The 15,502-nt window shown below is 34.4% G+C and carries 12 protein-coding genes; 5 read left to right on the plus strand and 7 right to left on the minus strand.

Features of this window, described 5'->3' with window-relative positions:
- Positions 1-308: 308 nt before the first annotated feature.
- The 3 genes from BAQ49_RS28110 to BAQ49_RS28120 all read right to left on the minus strand — a co-directional run bounded on the left by BAQ49_RS28110 (position 309) and on the right by BAQ49_RS28120 (position 6,166).
- Complete coding sequence (locus BAQ49_RS28110; protein WP_071747972.1) at positions 309-2,789, minus strand: S-layer homology domain-containing protein; 2,481 nt, start codon at positions 2,787-2,789, stop codon at positions 309-311.
- A gap of 590 nt (positions 2,790-3,379) precedes the next feature.
- Positions 3,380-4,480, minus strand: coding sequence for a polysaccharide pyruvyl transferase CsaB (gene csaB, locus BAQ49_RS28115; protein ID WP_071747973.1), 1,101 nt, complete (start codon positions 4,478-4,480; stop codon positions 3,380-3,382).
- Between the two features lie 165 nt (positions 4,481-4,645).
- The gene (locus tag BAQ49_RS28120; protein ID WP_071747974.1) at positions 4,646-6,166 is read right to left on the minus strand and encodes a putative polysaccharide biosynthesis protein; all 1,521 of its coding nucleotides are present in this window, start codon (positions 6,164-6,166) and stop codon (positions 4,646-4,648) included.
- A 269-nt stretch (positions 6,167-6,435) separates the two neighbouring features.
- Here BAQ49_RS28120 and secA2 point away from each other — a divergent pair, with 269 nt between their 5' ends.
- Together secA2 and BAQ49_RS28130 are read left to right on the plus strand one after the other, a co-directional pair.
- A complete protein-coding gene (gene secA2 / locus BAQ49_RS28125; protein WP_084667598.1) occupies positions 6,436-8,805 on the plus strand; it encodes an accessory Sec system translocase SecA2 in 2,370 nt (789 codons plus the stop codon).
- Between the two features lie 11 nt (positions 8,806-8,816).
- Positions 8,817-9,698: an accessory Sec system S-layer assembly protein gene (locus BAQ49_RS28130; RefSeq protein WP_071747976.1), complete on the plus strand. Its 882-nt coding sequence runs from the start codon at positions 8,817-8,819 to the stop codon at positions 9,696-9,698.
- Between the two features lie 70 nt (positions 9,699-9,768).
- Here BAQ49_RS28130 and BAQ49_RS28135 read toward each other — a convergent pair whose 3' ends face one another.
- Positions 9,769-10,140, minus strand: coding sequence for a hypothetical protein (locus BAQ49_RS28135; RefSeq protein ID WP_071747977.1), 372 nt, complete (start codon positions 10,138-10,140; stop codon positions 9,769-9,771).
- 233 nt (positions 10,141-10,373) lie between these two features.
- Entirely contained in the window at positions 10,374-11,852 is a 1,479-nt protein-coding gene (locus tag BAQ49_RS28140) for a SulP family inorganic anion transporter (protein ID WP_071747978.1), read from the minus strand.
- Between the two features lie 188 nt (positions 11,853-12,040).
- On the opposite strand from BAQ49_RS28140, the gene BAQ49_RS28145 reads away from it, so the two are divergent.
- The gene (locus BAQ49_RS28145; protein WP_071747979.1) at positions 12,041-12,511 is read left to right on the plus strand and encodes a hypothetical protein; all 471 of its coding nucleotides are present in this window, start codon (positions 12,041-12,043) and stop codon (positions 12,509-12,511) included.
- A 236-nt stretch (positions 12,512-12,747) separates the two neighbouring features.
- On the opposite strand, the gene BAQ49_RS28150 is transcribed toward BAQ49_RS28145, so the two are convergent.
- Positions 12,748-13,596 (minus strand): MerR family transcriptional regulator, encoded by an 849-nt coding sequence (locus BAQ49_RS28150; RefSeq protein ID WP_071747980.1) that lies wholly within the window; start codon positions 13,594-13,596, stop codon positions 12,748-12,750.
- Between the two features lie 79 nt (positions 13,597-13,675).
- On the opposite strand from BAQ49_RS28150, the gene BAQ49_RS28155 reads away from it, so the two are divergent.
- Together BAQ49_RS28155 and BAQ49_RS28160 are read left to right on the plus strand one after the other, a co-directional pair.
- Positions 13,676-14,308 (plus strand): GNAT family N-acetyltransferase, encoded by a 633-nt coding sequence (locus BAQ49_RS28155; RefSeq protein WP_071747981.1) that lies wholly within the window; start codon positions 13,676-13,678, stop codon positions 14,306-14,308.
- Between the two features lie 170 nt (positions 14,309-14,478).
- Entirely contained in the window at positions 14,479-15,084 is a 606-nt protein-coding gene (locus tag BAQ49_RS28160) for a DedA family protein (protein WP_071747982.1), read from the plus strand.
- A gap of 133 nt (positions 15,085-15,217) precedes the next feature.
- On the opposite strand, the gene BAQ49_RS28165 is transcribed toward BAQ49_RS28160, so the two are convergent.
- Positions 15,218-15,502: LPXTG cell wall anchor domain-containing protein (locus tag BAQ49_RS28165; protein ID WP_071747983.1), on the minus strand; the 285-nt coding region annotated here is incomplete at its 5' end.

Consider the following 15,502-nt stretch of genomic DNA (forward strand, 5'->3'; position numbering starts at 1 on the left):
ATCGCCTAAATGTTTTTTACAATAAATGCAATTTTCAGACTGCAATCGACTTAAATTATGATAATTCGACATCCCCTTCTTTTTTTCGAATGTTTTTCCAACGAAAAATGATGAAAATTTACAAAAGATTTACATATTAATGGGGTGTTTTTCTATTTTTGAAAACGCTGTCAATTTGTTTCTCAATAAAACTAACTATAAATCTTCAAAATATGATTAATTTTTTAAAGATCGTTCTTTATAAAAATTAGACCATAAAAAAAAAGAGCCCACATAATGTGGACTCTTTCCATTGAAATTTATTTCAATTAACGAGCTGCTGTTACTGATTTGAAAGCAACAAGTTTGTTAGCTGCTGTATCAACTGTATTTAAAGTTTCATTATTTTTAAGTTCTTTAGCTTTAAGTGTTAATGTACCAGTTGCAAAGTTAACGTTCTGTGCAGTTTCTAGCTTAACTACTACTTCTTTAGAAGGAGTTGCTTGATCAGCTGCTGCTGTAAATGGTACACCATTTAAGTCAAATACAAGATCAGTGACATCAACTGTTACAGCTTCAGAGAATGTAAGAGTTACTTCTTGCTTCTCTAAATTTGTAACTTTAGCTGATTTAAATTCAGGAGCTTTTGTATCTACAACATCTAATAATAAGTTTGTTGTACCCATTTTTACTCCATCTTTGTTTGCAACGTTAGCTACTGTGAATTTCACTGTTTCTGATTTTTCGAAAGTGAATGTTTTTGGTAATTCGATTGTTGCAGTATCACCAGATAAAGTGATTAGTGTACCTTCTGGTAATTTAGCACCTGCTAATGTGTAGTTGCTTATATTAGCAGCTGACTCTGCACCTTGACCACCTTTTACTACCTTGTCAAATTTCACTACAAGAGTATTTTCAGCCTTATTAAATGCTGCACTTGTTACCTTTGGAGCTACTTTATCTACGTTTACTACTTCTTCATCTTTCTTTTTATCAACTTTTACATCTGCAGTAAATGCTGCTGAATTATTGCCAGCTGTATCTTGAATAAATCCTTTTGAAGCAGCAACTTTGTAGTTTCCTGCAGCTGGGAATGTTAAAGTGATTGCTTTTTTATTATCTTTAACTGCTGCTGCAGTTACTTTTTCTGTTACATCTTCACTTGTATCTTGATTAATGATACGAACAACTTTTTTATCAAATTTAGTTGTTTCAACATTTACTTCTTTATCAAATGTAAATGTTGCTGCTACGCTTTGTTCTTTTTCTGATACAGCTTTTACGAAGTTAGGAGCTACAACATCTTTTGTAACTTTTACTTCTTTAGATACTTTTTGACCTACGTTGTTGGCTGCATCTTTGTAACCAACAAGTTCAACTGTAAGATTTGTAGCTGTTTCATCTGCTTTAAGAGCGTCTTTTACTTCAACAACCGCTTTTGTTTTATCTTGAGCATCAGCAGAAATTGTAGCTACTAAAGTCTCTTTACCTTTTTTAGCTGTTACAGTACCTAGGTTCGCGTTAGTCATCTCTTCAGAGAATGTAACTTCTAATGTAGCGTTTCCTTTAGCAAGTTCTTTCACTTTAACATCTTTAACTTCTGGAGCTATAACATCTTTTTCTACTTTATAAGTAGCTTTACCTTCGTACATTTCCATAGTGTTATTAACTAAATCTGTAGCACCAGTTACGATGATTGGGAATTCTTTACCGTTCTCAAGATTTAAAGCGTTATTAGAAGTGAACGTATTATTTTCCACTTTACCTTCAACTTTTTGTCCGTTAACTACTACAGTTGCACCTTTTGTTGCATTTAATTTTTCACTGAATACAACTTTAAGTTTTCCTTCTGGAGTAAATACTGTAGATACAGTTGGAGCTACTTCATCATTAATGAAGATAACTTCTAATGCTTTTGGAATTTCTTTGCCTTCAGCAGTTTTTAATTTTTCAACAGTGACAACATAAGCATTGTTATTTTTAAGCATATCAGCAACTTCTAGAGTTAAGATTACAGATTTTTTATCTTCACCGATTTTTGCAGGAACTGCTACTGGAGTACCACCTTGAGAAATTGTGAATTTCGCGTTCTTCACATCTTCTTCTTTCACTGTAGCGCCAAGTTTAACTTCGATCTCTTTAGCGTTGATTGCTTTAATAGACTCAACTTTAGCTTCTGATTTTTGTCCGAACTGCTTGTCAGTCTTAGCAATAAATTGAGCTGCTTCTGCTTTAGTTACAGATTTATTTGGCTCCCATTTGCCGCCAGTACCTACAGAGATTCCTAATTCAACTAGGATGTTAGCTTTGTCTTTACCCCAGCTATCTTTTAAGTCATCGAATTTAGTTTCTGGAGTAGCAGTTACTTTAGTGTCTAATTTGAAAGATGGTACAAGCATTGCTGCCATTGGAACGCGGTCGATTTTTCCGTCTGGATCGAATTTACCTTCACCTTTACCTTTAACCACGCCAGCTTTTTCAACTGCTGCGATGATTGAAGTAGCCCAGTGGTCTTGAGAATCAGTGTAAGATGGTTTAGCATCTTGATCGATTGGTAAGTTTAAGATTTTAGCCATCATTGTAGCTGCTTCTGCACGAGTGATTTCTTTTTCAGGCTCGAACATTCCTGTGCCATTACCTGCAATTGCGCCTTTTTCTGCTAAGTAGTTAATAGAATCAATTCCCCAGTGATTAACTGGAACATCCAGGAATGATTTACCTGCTGCTGCTACTGGAGATACAACACCTGCTACCATTGCTGCTGTCATTGTACCAGCGATTAATTTTTTGTAAGAGTTAGTCTTTGCCATTTTATATATTGCCTCCTTCAGGAATGTAATACTAGTTCCATAATGTTTTAAATAGATATTCTATTTAATGTTGAAACTAGTAAATATAAATGCAGTTAAGATCCTATATATAGAAATTATTTTGTAATATAGAATAATAACTACATCAAACCATTTTTACCCGAATTTAAATCCTTAAATTCGACAAAAAGTGATTTTTCATAATTCTAACGTTCATTTTTTCGGCTTTTATTTTAAATAACCCGATTGTAAAATCCGAATGTTTTAAATGTACGAAACCATGTGTCAGAACTACATTTGTAAAATATTTATATAACCATTTACAACTATAGCAGAAAAACACTTATAATTTCAATATCTAAATATAAAGATAATAAAATTAATTAACACTATATTTCTCTGGTGCTCGACATAATTCTTAAGGTCGTTTTTTTGAAGAAAACCGAAATTATTATCCAATTGTTTTCATATAAAACGCGTTATACCGATATCCTATATATATTAACGTTCAGATTTTGGAATAAAAACACCCCTATTCAGCAACAAATAAAACTTCAATCTGTTTTATTGTATTAAAAGAGGAATGGCCTCTATTCCATTCCTCTTTTAATAGACTCTTTTGCATGTAAGTCATTAATAATATATTTGGACGCTATGGAAATTTGCTCACGCAATTCCTCTACCCTTTGTCCTAACGTGTCTTGTACATATTCTGTTTGCTCTAATTGTTTAATCGCCATATTATGTAATGTTTCTGTCGTCCAGTCTCCATCAACATTCCCAATAATCGGCTGATTTACTTGTTGTAAAAACGAATCGATCTTTGGATCATATGAAATTCCAATCATAGGCGTGTTTGCAACTGCCGATAATATAAGAGCATGCAGTCTCATCCCTATTAAAAGGGAGCATTCTGATAAAATAGAGATTTTCTCATGAATATCCATTTTATAAGGGAGCATGTGCGCTTCTTCTCCCATCAAATTAATGATATCCCTTGATGCATTTTGATCAAATGGTCCATGCATCGGTACAAATAAAATATGGTATCCCTCTTGCTTAAGTTTTTTCAGCGTATCTGCTAACTTCTTCATATAATCTTCTTTTGCATCCCAGTACCTTACACTAACTGCAACGACTTTTCCTTGCAGAGAATGTTTTTGAAGCCAATTGGATTTCTTTTCTCCTGACTGACAAGCTAATACCGGATCTGGAACAAGTTCGATATCTTTCTTAATACCAATTTCTTTTAAATACAAAAACGAGTCTTCATCACGCACTGATATATATTCAGCCTTTGATACATGCCATTTCACTAATAAACGATTTTGCTTCTTCGTAATAGGTCCGATTCCTTGAGCGTAGATATAATACGGCTTTTTCAAAAAACGGGCAAGCCGCATAATACCCGTATAGTATAAAATGCTTTTAATACTCGTCTTATCTTGCAAGAGACTTCCGCCTCCGCTAATTAAACCATTACTTCTCTTTATTTCTCGGTAAATCGCTCTTATATCCCAGCGATTTACTGCTTCTACACCGTACATTTTCCTTGTATAGTCGGGGTCATTTGAAAGTACAACAAGCTCAAGAGTAGGATCCTCTTCATGTAGCGCTTTAATAATTGATTGCAAAATTGCTTCGTCCCCAACATTATAAAAACCATAATATCCTGATAAAACTAACCGCACTCTTAATCTCCTCCAACATTCCGCAATCAACTCTTTTTGTAATTAAACAAATTGTTATCCATTCCTTGCCGAGGAAGGTTTGATAACTTCAAATTGATTTCTTTCACAAACATCTAACAAGTCATACCCATTTATAATATTGTTCATTTTCTATAATAAACGATTTTATTTACGTAAAAATGGAATTTGTTCTTTCAATATCCAGTTTAGCTTAAGTGCACATATGCCATATAATACTGAAGCTACACTTAGCGCTACAGCACTATATATCATTGCTAAAATCCTAGAATCTGTCACATTGATTAATGTAGACACAAAGTATAATGCTATACCTAAAATACTAGATACTCCAATGACAGCCAAAAACTTCCCTATATCCATTGGATAAGAAAGATCTTTTCTAATATAAATATGATTTGCGATACAAATCATTATATAAATAATTAGGGTACTATACGCTGCCCCATTTATACCGAATTGATTTACTAGCGCTATATTTAATATAATTTTTACAAGACTTGCACCGATGACAATCCATGCTGCTTGCATCGAACGATTAATCCCTTGCAAGATTCCTATTGATAATACCATAAGTGATGTGAAATACGAGCTACTAATTAAAATAGCTAACATACCACTTCCTTTTGTATCTGTAAATAATGCAACATTAAGCGGTACTGTAAGCGCCATAAGCCATATCGTTATCGGCATTGTTAAAACATGCGCAAACTCATTTGTACGTTTTACTGTCAGTTTAGCTAAAGCTATATCTTTTTTTGTTAAAGCCGCTGTTAATAATGGAATTAATGGGAATACTATCGCACTTGCAAATACAACAATTAATTGCGTAAATGCAAAACCACGGCTATATATACCAAACTGTTCCTGAATCGTTGTAGAAGATTCATGTAACACATGTGGAATTGTTACAGAATCAACTAAATTTAAAACAGGCATAGATAACGCTCCAATTGCAATCGGAATTGAAACACGGAGTATGTTTTTCGCGTTTTTCTTAAAGTCTTGCAATGAATATGTTTTACTTTTATAGCGATACGGGCTTTTCACATATTTTACTCGCAAATATATGAGTGACGTAATAACGCCAAAACAAGAACCAATCATCGCCCCGCCCGTTATGATATCACTACTTTTATTCCAATATACAAATATATAAGCGATTGTTAACATTAAAAATACGCGAATCAACTGTTCAATTACTTGTGATACACCAGTAGGTATCATATCTCCGAACCCTTGGAAATATCCACGGTACACTGCCATATATGGTGCGATTAATAAAGCAAACGAAGTAACAATTAATGCTAGCCTCGTCTCTTGCCCACCAAGCATATTTGCAATGCCACTTGACCCTATGATAATAATGAAAAATCCGAGCATCCCAAATATAACACCGATAATAGACGCGGACGTAAACAATTTAGCTATTCCGTCCCGATCATTCTTTTCATGAAGCTCAGCTATTAACTGAGATATTGCTAGCGGGACTCCCGCTACTGATAAAGTTAAGGCTATCATATATACAGGAAAAACAAGGCGAAAAATCCCAAGTACTTCATCCCCTGCTATATTTTGCAATGGAATTTGAAAAAAACTCCCCACTACTTTCGATATAAACGTTGTAACGGTTAAAATCGCAGCGCCTTTTACAAACTTTTTATTCATCTTCTATCTCTTTTCTTTCAATATATAATCTACATAAAATATTAAATCAGTATTGTTCATTCATCTTGAGAATCATCACTTTATCTCATTTAGTTATCATACCAAATTTCTTATATATTGAATACTCTCTTTCTTTTTATGTTTTAAATATAATATGTGCCATATATATGTTTTTTCATCCAGTTTTTTCTTCAATTTACTACTTCTACTTGTTCAAGATAAACATGTGCTATAATGTAGCTATTGTCAGTAAGAGGAGTGTTTGTAACATGCTGAATTCAGTAAAGAAATTGTTAGGGGATTCTCAAAAGAGAAAGCTAAAAAAGTATGAACAACTTGTTCAAGAAATTAATAATTTTGAAAAACAAATGTCTAGTTTATCTGATGAAGAATTACGCCAAAAAACTGTCACATTCAAAAGTATGCTTACGGACGGTAAAACAGTCGATGATATAAAAGTAGAAGCATTCGCTGTTGTACGCGAAGCCGCAAAACGCGTGCTTGGATTACGCCATTACGATGTACAGTTAATTGGTGGATTAGTATTACTAGAAGGTAATATTGCAGAGATGCCAACTGGTGAAGGAAAAACATTAGTTTCTTCTCTTCCAACATATGTACGTGCACTTGAAGGAAAAGGCGTTCATGTTATTACGGTAAATGACTATTTAGCAAAGCGTGATAAAGAGTTAATTGGTCAAGTTCATGAATTTCTCGGCTTACAAGTTGGATTAAATATTCCTCAAATCGATCCTTCTGAAAAGAAACTTGCATACGAAGCTGATATTACATACGGTATTGGAACAGAGTTTGGTTTTGATTATCTTCGCGATAATATGGCTGCTTCACAAAATGATCAAGTGCAGCGCCCATATCATTTTGCTATTATCGATGAGGTTGATAGCGTTTTAATTGATGAGGCGAAAACGCCACTTATCATTGCCGGGAAGAAATCAAGTAGCTCTGATTTGCATTATTTATGTGCAAAAGTTATTAAATCGTTCCAAGATACCCTTCACTATACATACGATGCAGAATCGAAATCAGCTAGTTTTACAGAAGACGGTATTACAAAAATAGAAGATTTATTTGATATCGATAACTTATATGATTTAGAGCATCAAACTCTATACCATTATATGATTCAATCATTACGTGCCAACGTCGCTTTCCAGCTTGACGTTGACTATATTGTGCATGATGAAAAAATACTACTTGTAGATATTTTCACAGGACGTGTTATGGATGGTCGATCTTTAAGTGACGGCTTGCATCAAGCACTAGAAGCAAAAGAAGGTTTAGAAATTACAGAAGAAAACCAAACACAAGCTTCTATTACAATTCAAAACTTCTTCCGTATGTATCCAGCATTATCCGGTATGACAGGTACAGCAAAAACAGAAGAAAAAGAATTCAACCGTGTATACAATATGGAAGTTCTTCCAATTCCAACGAACCGTCCTGTTCTTCGTGAAGATAAAAATGATGTAGTATATGTAACGGCTGATGATAAATATAAAGCTGTGCGTGAAGAAGTTCTAAAATACCATAAGCAAGGACGCCCTATTTTAATTGGGACGATGTCTATCTTACAATCTGAAACAGTTGCTCGTTACTTAGATGAAGCAAACATCAAATATCAATTATTAAACGCTAAGAGTGCAGAGCAAGAAGCCGATTTGATCGCAACTGCCGGACAAGAAGGTCAAATTACAATCGCTACAAATATGGCAGGCCGAGGTACTGATATTTTACTAGGTGACGGTGTCCACGCCCTTGGTGGATTACATGTAATTGGAACAGAACGTCATGAATCCCGCCGTGTCGATAACCAACTTAAAGGACGAGCTGGCCGCCAAGGTGATCCGGGAAGCTCTCAATTCCTCCTATCTTTAGAGGATGAAATGCTAAAGCGCTTCGCTCACGAGGAAGTAGAAAAGTTGGAAAAATCACTAAAAACTGACAAAACGGGACTTATTAATTCATCTAAAGTTCATGATTTCATTAACCGTACACAATTAATTTGTGAAGGTAGTCATTATTCAATGCGTGAATATAATTTAAAACTAGATGATGTAATTAATGATCAACGTAATGTTATCTATACACTGCGCAACAATTTATTAAAAGAAGAAACAAATATGATAGAACTTGTTATTCCAATGATTGAACACTCTGTAGATGCAATTGCTAAACAGCACCTTTTCGAAGGAATGCTTCCGGAAGAATGGGATTTTACTAGTTTAACAGCATCTATTAAAGAAGTTTTACCAGCTGAAACTTTGCCGCCATTATCTGCGAACGACATACATTCGCCTGAGGATTTACAAATCGTTTTAAAAGATACAATTTCTAGCTATTTAGGACGTGTACAAGAATTAAATAACCATGCGGATTTACAACAATCACTGCGCTACGTTGGTTTACACTTCCTAGATCAAAACTGGGTAAGTCACTTAGATGCAATGACTCACTTAAAAGAAGGTATTGGCTTAAGACAATATCAACAAGAAGATCCAACTCGCCTTTACCAAAAAGAAGGTTTGGATATTTTCTTATACACTTACGGTAATTTTGAAAAAGAAATGTGCCGCTATATCGCGAGACATTTAGCAGTTCCAGAAAACGTACAATCATGAGGTGAAAATTTATGTTATCATTCCTGAAAAAGGCAAAGAAAAAAGGAAAAGATACTACTGTTTCTAGTAATCAATTATTTGGACAAGAAGAAACTACTTCTCATAATAAAACAGTAAAGCCAGTTCTTTACTTCCATCCTAGCTGGGGTGAAGTAGCACAAGAACAAAAATACATTTATCAATTCCTGCATAAAGAATTACCACTTTTACAAGAATATCAAATTTCTTTATCGGGAATTGAAATTGAAAAACGTGATGGCGCATACGGTGTAGCTGCTTTCATTCGCAACAGTGTCCCAAAACCGATTTCTTTCGAAGAAGTTACATTACTTCTATTAAACAAAGATAAAAAGCTGTGCGCACGTAAAACATTTAACCTGTCTGCTCTTGGAGATATTCCTGAAAATGTGAATATGCCTTTCGTATTTACATTTGAGCAAGAAACAATAACTGAAGCTGAACTATCTCAATCAGATTGGGAATTAGCTTTCGAACTTGAAAGTAAGCATCAACTAGATTTAGATCCATCTTGGGAAGCTCAATTACCTGAAGCAAGCAAAGAAGCGTTATGTAATTTTGTAGACAATTTAACGCCTCCAAATGAAGGTGAAATTAACTTCCTAGGTTTACAAGCCGCACTGAAAGAGAACGGCGATTTACATACAACACTACTAATTCGTAACGGCTATAAAGATAACATTCAACTAGAACAACTTCCCCTTCATATTGAAGATGCTTCTGGAGAAGTCGTTGTTAAAGGTGCTTTCACGTTACCGAATCTTGAAATTAAAGCGAATACTACAAAACCATGGTCATTTGTTTTCCCTGCTTCATCCATCTTGAAACGAAATATGGATTTATCTAGCTGGAACGTATTTGTACCACAAGACTAATATACAAAAAAGCCTATCCTAAAAGATGGCCATCACACCTTTAGGATAGGCTCTATTTTTTATGTAAAATCTACTTCGTTACTAATAAACGTTCAATATGATACTCCGCTTCTAATTTACACATTTCATCTACATGCGCTACGTTTCTCTGTTTTAACAACTCTAATTGTTCTTCGCTCGGCTGCTCACTAATAAGCTCATTAATTTTTTCATTTACTTTCATCGCTAATGCTTGATGGAAATCTGGATGTCCTTTCAACTCGTCATCTACTTTATTAATCCAAGTTGATTTTGTGTATAAATATTGTTTCCACTGTTCAACAAATTGCTGCATATCAAATTTTTCTTCATTCCATTCAATTTCTTTCATATATCTCTCAAAAGAAACAACAATTGATCGTGTAATCCCGACCTTCACTCCATGTGGTAACTGTTTGTACATCAAATTTCCCCTCCAGCTTAAAGCTCTTCCTTCTGAATATAAAGGAATCTCAAAATTCATATACTTTTTTATAATAGCACATTGCTAATCTAAGATGTTACTATAATGTGTAGAAAATCAATTATCAACAAACGTACAATACCTAAATATACGAATTCCAAATATAACAAACATAGTAAAAATAATAAAAACTTTCACACTCTACAAAGCATTCCGTGTGAAAGTCCTTATTATTACATGGCTTTAGTTTCTAGAAATTGTAATTTCTCTTTTTGCTCATTATTTGCCATCATCACTATCGTCTTCTCAACATGCGGATGTATATGTTCAAGTGTCACACTCGCTCCTGCTTTATCCGATTGCTCAATAAAGTTTAATAATGCCATAGCCCCTGATACATCCATATAGCGTACATCTTTCATCCGTAAAATAACTGGTGACTTCACATCTTGTAAAGAAGCGAAAATACGATCTACTGTTAGAAATGAAAGTGGTCCCTGAATTGTATACGTCGCTTCTTTTTCTTTTATAATAGAAGCTTTACGTTCTTTACACTTCACCATGTATATAATGAAAGAAAGAATAATGCCAAACGCAACAGCAACCATTAAATCAAATTTCACTGTCACAAACATCGTTACGAGCATTACAACTACATCGCCTCTTGGTGCTACATGCATCTTCTTCATACTTTCCCAATCAAACATTCCAATACCAGTTAAAATTAAAATACCTGATAATACAGCGAGCGGAATATATTGTACCACTGAACCGAGTCCCATAATGAAAATGAATAAGATGACGCTATGCATGCAAGCTGAAAGTGCCGTCTTCCCCCCGCTTCTTATATTGACGATGGACCTAACAGTTGCACCAGCTCCTGCTAATCCGCCGAACAAACCACTCGCAATATTACCAATACCTTGTCCGATTAACTCTTTATTACTTTTATGACGTGTCCCCGTCACATTATCCATTACGACAGACGTTAATAATGAGTCAATTGATCCTAGTAAAGCAATACTAAGTGCTGGTAATACAAGTGCTAACATGCCATTTGCGTCTAAAGCCGGTACGTGAAGAGATGGCATCGCCTCTGGAATTGCACCTATCTTTTCAATCATCTTATTCAAAGAAAGAGTTCCTACAAATGGTAAGTTTACCGTAATTCCTTGTAGCATAGAAGAAAACAACGGCAACGTTACTGTAACACCTACTAATGCTACTAAACTTGATGGAATGGCTTTAATCCATTTTCCAGAAACAATCATTACAATGATTGTTAACAACACAAGCAGAAAGCTATTTTGTACGTGCTTCATTTCACCTAAAATAATAATGAGTGCGATCCCATTCATAAATCCTGAAACAACAGGATACGGAATATAACGAACGTAAGAGCCTAGCTTACATACACCAAATAAAATTTGAAATAACCCTGCCATCATAAATGCTATAAAACTTGCTTCTAATCCGTGAGTTGCAATAACACCTGTTGCAATAACTGTAATCGGCCCAGTAGGACCGGTTACTTGCCCCGGGGTACCACCAAATAACGCCGCAAACAAACCTGCAAAAATCGCACCATACAATCCGACTAGCGCTCCCTCAGACGTTCCCGTTGCGGCAATACCAAATGCAATTGCTAGCGGCAAAGCAACAATCGCAACAGTAAATCCTGCTAAACATTCCTTTGCTATTTTTTGAAACATAAGAATAACCACCTTTGTATAAAGTCCATTTTCCATTGTACACCTAAAAGGATACATTCGTTAGTGTACTTTTTACAGTATCGTGACGTAAACGGATTCAATGAAAAGTTTCCCCCTTACCTTTGGAAACAATTGCAACTATGCTATAATGAACAAATTAAATCTTTTACTATATACCTGGAGGCACTATGCTAACTTTTGAAGAAAAATTATCAATTATTGAATCTTTCCCGGAATTAGAAAGAAAGAACGTATCATTAAAACGCGTAAACTTTCACTTTGAAGAAAGTCGTTTAGATAAAAAGAACGTTGTATATCATTTACATCCAAACGGAAACGGGTTTGTATACGCAAACTTCATTAAAGGTTATAAAACAGATGATAAAGGCATGATTAACATCCGTGAGTTTTCAGAAGAAGAACTGCGTTCATTAATTGAAAAAGTAATTGAACGTCTATCACAGGAGCAAGAAGAAATTGTTACACCGATGGAACCTGCTGCAGAAGAAGAATGGAAGAACGAAGACGGTCATATCCTAACTCTTATTCAAGAGGATGATATGTGGAACGTTTACGCTGGCGTAAACTTAGACGGTACATTCAACTCTTATCCAGAAGCTGCGGAATACCTTGATGAAGAAGGTTTCTCACGTAAATAATACGATTCTTACTACTAATGAGGCCGTCCCATTTTTTTGGGGACGGCCTCTCTTATTAATAGGCAGGTTATTATTGTCGTATTTTGCAGTTAAGTCGATCTCCTTTCTCGAAGCGTCGATATATGTAGAGTTGTGTTCGATATAATTTCATGTACTATTACAATTTTCCCCTATAAGAACATAACGCCATTTCAAAGTTAGGTTTTCGGGACAGTCCATTCCATAAAATTACGAAATCAAAACTTCTTATTCTCACTATCCCCTATAAAAATTTGAATTTGACAACTATACGTCTCCGTATTAAAAAAATCATTAATTAACTCCACTTCAATAAAACTCTCCACTTCTATATCATTTTCTTTTGTATATTTAATCATGGTATTTCTACGTTCTTCTTCATTTTCTTTACTATACGCTAATGTTATATATTTCCCGCCCGGTAATACTTTTATATTTTGCATCTCTTCCATATGTACATCATCTCGTACTTTATTAAAGACATACTTTGGTTCTACATCCCACTTTTCATTGACATTGTAGAGAATCCCCATTTCCATTGACATTTTCTCTTCATAATCTTGAACGATTTTCTCTAGATTGGAATAATACAGTAACTCCTGTAAACTCCCGACTTCTTTACAAGGCGCTACAATTACATAACGCTGTTCAAAGAACTTAATAGATATTTCATCATTCTTTAATATTTCCTGTGAACTCCCTACTTTCGCATGTAACCCATCAATCGTTTCAATTACCTCTTTCATTTTCTTTATATGTTCTTCCGCTTCCGCTCTCTTTAATTGTAAAAATTGCAGCAACTTGTCCGTATTACATTCCTTAAAAATCTCTTGAAGTTCTACTATACTGGTGTTCAACTCTCTACAGCTTTTTATAATATCAATGTGAATGAATTGATCTATAGAATAATATCTATATCCTGTTGATTCATCAATATGTTTTGGAATAAGGATCCCCATCTTATGATAGTACCTTAACGCCTTTATCGTTATATCCTTTATTTTTGCAACTTCTCCAATAGAAAATAATGTTTTCACCTGAATCTCTTCCTTTTTATTTTTTCGTATTCAACTATTGACTCTCCCCTAAAAGGAGACCTTACTATTTATAATAAGTTATTTATATTAATAAAGGGAGTATACAATTATGAACACAGTAAAATATAGAAGTCTTGTTAAGGAAGACTATGAGCCTATAAAACATTTAATTGGCGAGGCATTTAGATTTAATCAATTCATTACAGATAAAAAATTTTTAAACTCCCTATTAAACGTCTACCTACACAGTTGCATTTTAGAAAGTTCCTTTAGTCAGGTAGCTGAAAAAGATAATAAAGTTATCGGTGTCATTTTAGGCGATTCTGAAAAAGATAAAAACCGTTTAAAAAGATTCCATAATACATTTAGTTTTGCCTTTAACACGCCGAAACTATTCATGACGAATAAAGAGAATAGAGAGTTTTTAAAAGCATTTATAAAAGTTCAAAAGACATATAAAGAACTCATTCAAGGAAAAGAAGAGCAGTTTCAAGGTTGTATACAATTATTCATCGTATCCGAAGAATCTAGAGGTCTTGGGGTTGGAAAACATTTATTAAATCATTTATTCCAATACATGACAAAAGAAGAGGTAACATCTTTATACTTATATACAGATAACGAATGCAACTATAGATTTTATGACAAACAAAACTTCAAACGTATACAAGAAAAAGCAGTTAAATTTGGACCAAAAGAAGAAGATTTCAACGTATTTTTATACCGCTATGACTTTAACTAATAGTAACATTTACACTTCGATGCTCTTTGCTAATTAGCAAAGAGCTATATTAAGTATGCTATCTAGCCTAAATCCTCCAACCAAACTCTTCTACTACTATTATTTCAGTTCGATCAGTGCGAAAAAGAGGAAGATATGTAACAACTTCAATTTAAAAAGGAGCGCACAACATGGAATGGATTCACGAATTATTTCAGCAATATGGGTATTATGTAGTACTCGTTGGATTACTTTTAGAATATATCGCTCTTCCATTTCCAGGAGAGCCAACATTAGCCTATGCAGGATTCTTATCACATCAAGGTGATTTGAGTTTACCAATTTTAATTATTTTATCTTTTATTGGGACAAGCCTAGGTATGACATTCCAATACTTTTTAGGAAATAAGCTCGGTATGCCTTTCATTCAGAAATACGGGAAATATGTATTTTTAACAGAACGGAAAATTAATTTAACGAAAATGTGGTTTGATACATACGGATATTTTCTAATCTTTATCGCTTTTTTCATTCCAGGCGTTCGCCACTTCACAGGCTACTTTGCAGGAATTATCAACTTACCGTTTCGCCGCTTTGCGATGACAATTTATTCAGGCGCCCTATTTTGGGTATCATTCTTCTTAATCGGTGGTTACTGGTTAGGGGAAAACTTAAACAATATTTTCCTAGTACTTGAACAACACATTTGGAAAATTCTCTTCGGTATTATTATCATTACGCTAATCACCCGATTTCGCAAAAAAATAAAACACGCGTTTGTAAAAAATATGAATTAAAACGAAAAGCATGTTATTAAAATCTTTCAGCAATACGTTTTATCCAGATTGCTGTGTACAAAAATAATAAAAAGCGGAGACCCATAGTCTCCGCTTCTTCACATACATTTTGTTTCCGAACTAACTCTCGTCATTAATTTTTTTTGCGTCTAAACAATCTCGACCCCAAAATTAATGCGCACATACCTGCAATAATAGAAGTAGACTCAGTTGCTGCTCCACCTGTTTGAGGAAGTAACTTTGATTGCTTATTACTTTCTTTACTAGATGGTACTTCAGATTTGCTTTGTGCTTCTTGTTTGTTTTGTACTTCTACTTTACCTTGAGCTTCTGGTTTGTTCGGTAATTCCGGTTTGTCTGTTACCTCTGGTTTTTCTAACTCATTCGGTTCTTCTGTTACCGTCGGCTTTTCCGGTTT

This window comes from Bacillus proteolyticus (assembly GCF_001884065.1).
In the GTDB taxonomy this organism is placed as follows: Bacteria; Bacillota; Bacilli; order Bacillales; family Bacillaceae_G; genus Bacillus_A; species Bacillus_A proteolyticus.

Coding starts and splice junctions, on each gene's coding strand:
- BAQ49_RS28135 (WP_071747977.1), bottom strand. CDS start 10,140: ATGTACAAACAGTTACCACATGGAGTGAAGGTCGGGATTACACGATCA.
- BAQ49_RS28145 (WP_071747979.1), top strand. CDS start 12,041: ATGCTAACTTTTGAAGAAAAATTATCAATTATTGAATCTTTCCCGGAA.
- BAQ49_RS28155 (WP_071747981.1), top strand. CDS start 13,676: ATGAACACAGTAAAATATAGAAGTCTTGTTAAGGAAGACTATGAGCCT.
- secA2 (WP_084667598.1), top strand. CDS start 6,436: ATGCTGAATTCAGTAAAGAAATTGTTAGGGGATTCTCAAAAGAGAAAG.
- BAQ49_RS28130 (WP_071747976.1), top strand. CDS start 8,817: ATGTTATCATTCCTGAAAAAGGCAAAGAAAAAAGGAAAAGATACTACT.
- BAQ49_RS28160 (WP_071747982.1), top strand. CDS start 14,479: ATGGAATGGATTCACGAATTATTTCAGCAATATGGGTATTATGTAGTA.
- BAQ49_RS28110 (WP_071747972.1), bottom strand. CDS start 2,789: ATGGCAAAGACTAACTCTTACAAAAAATTAATCGCTGGTACAATGACA.
- BAQ49_RS28140 (WP_071747978.1), bottom strand. CDS start 11,852: ATGTTTCAAAAAATAGCAAAGGAATGTTTAGCAGGATTTACTGTTGCG.
- BAQ49_RS28120 (WP_071747974.1), bottom strand. CDS start 6,166: ATGAATAAAAAGTTTGTAAAAGGCGCTGCGATTTTAACCGTTACAACG.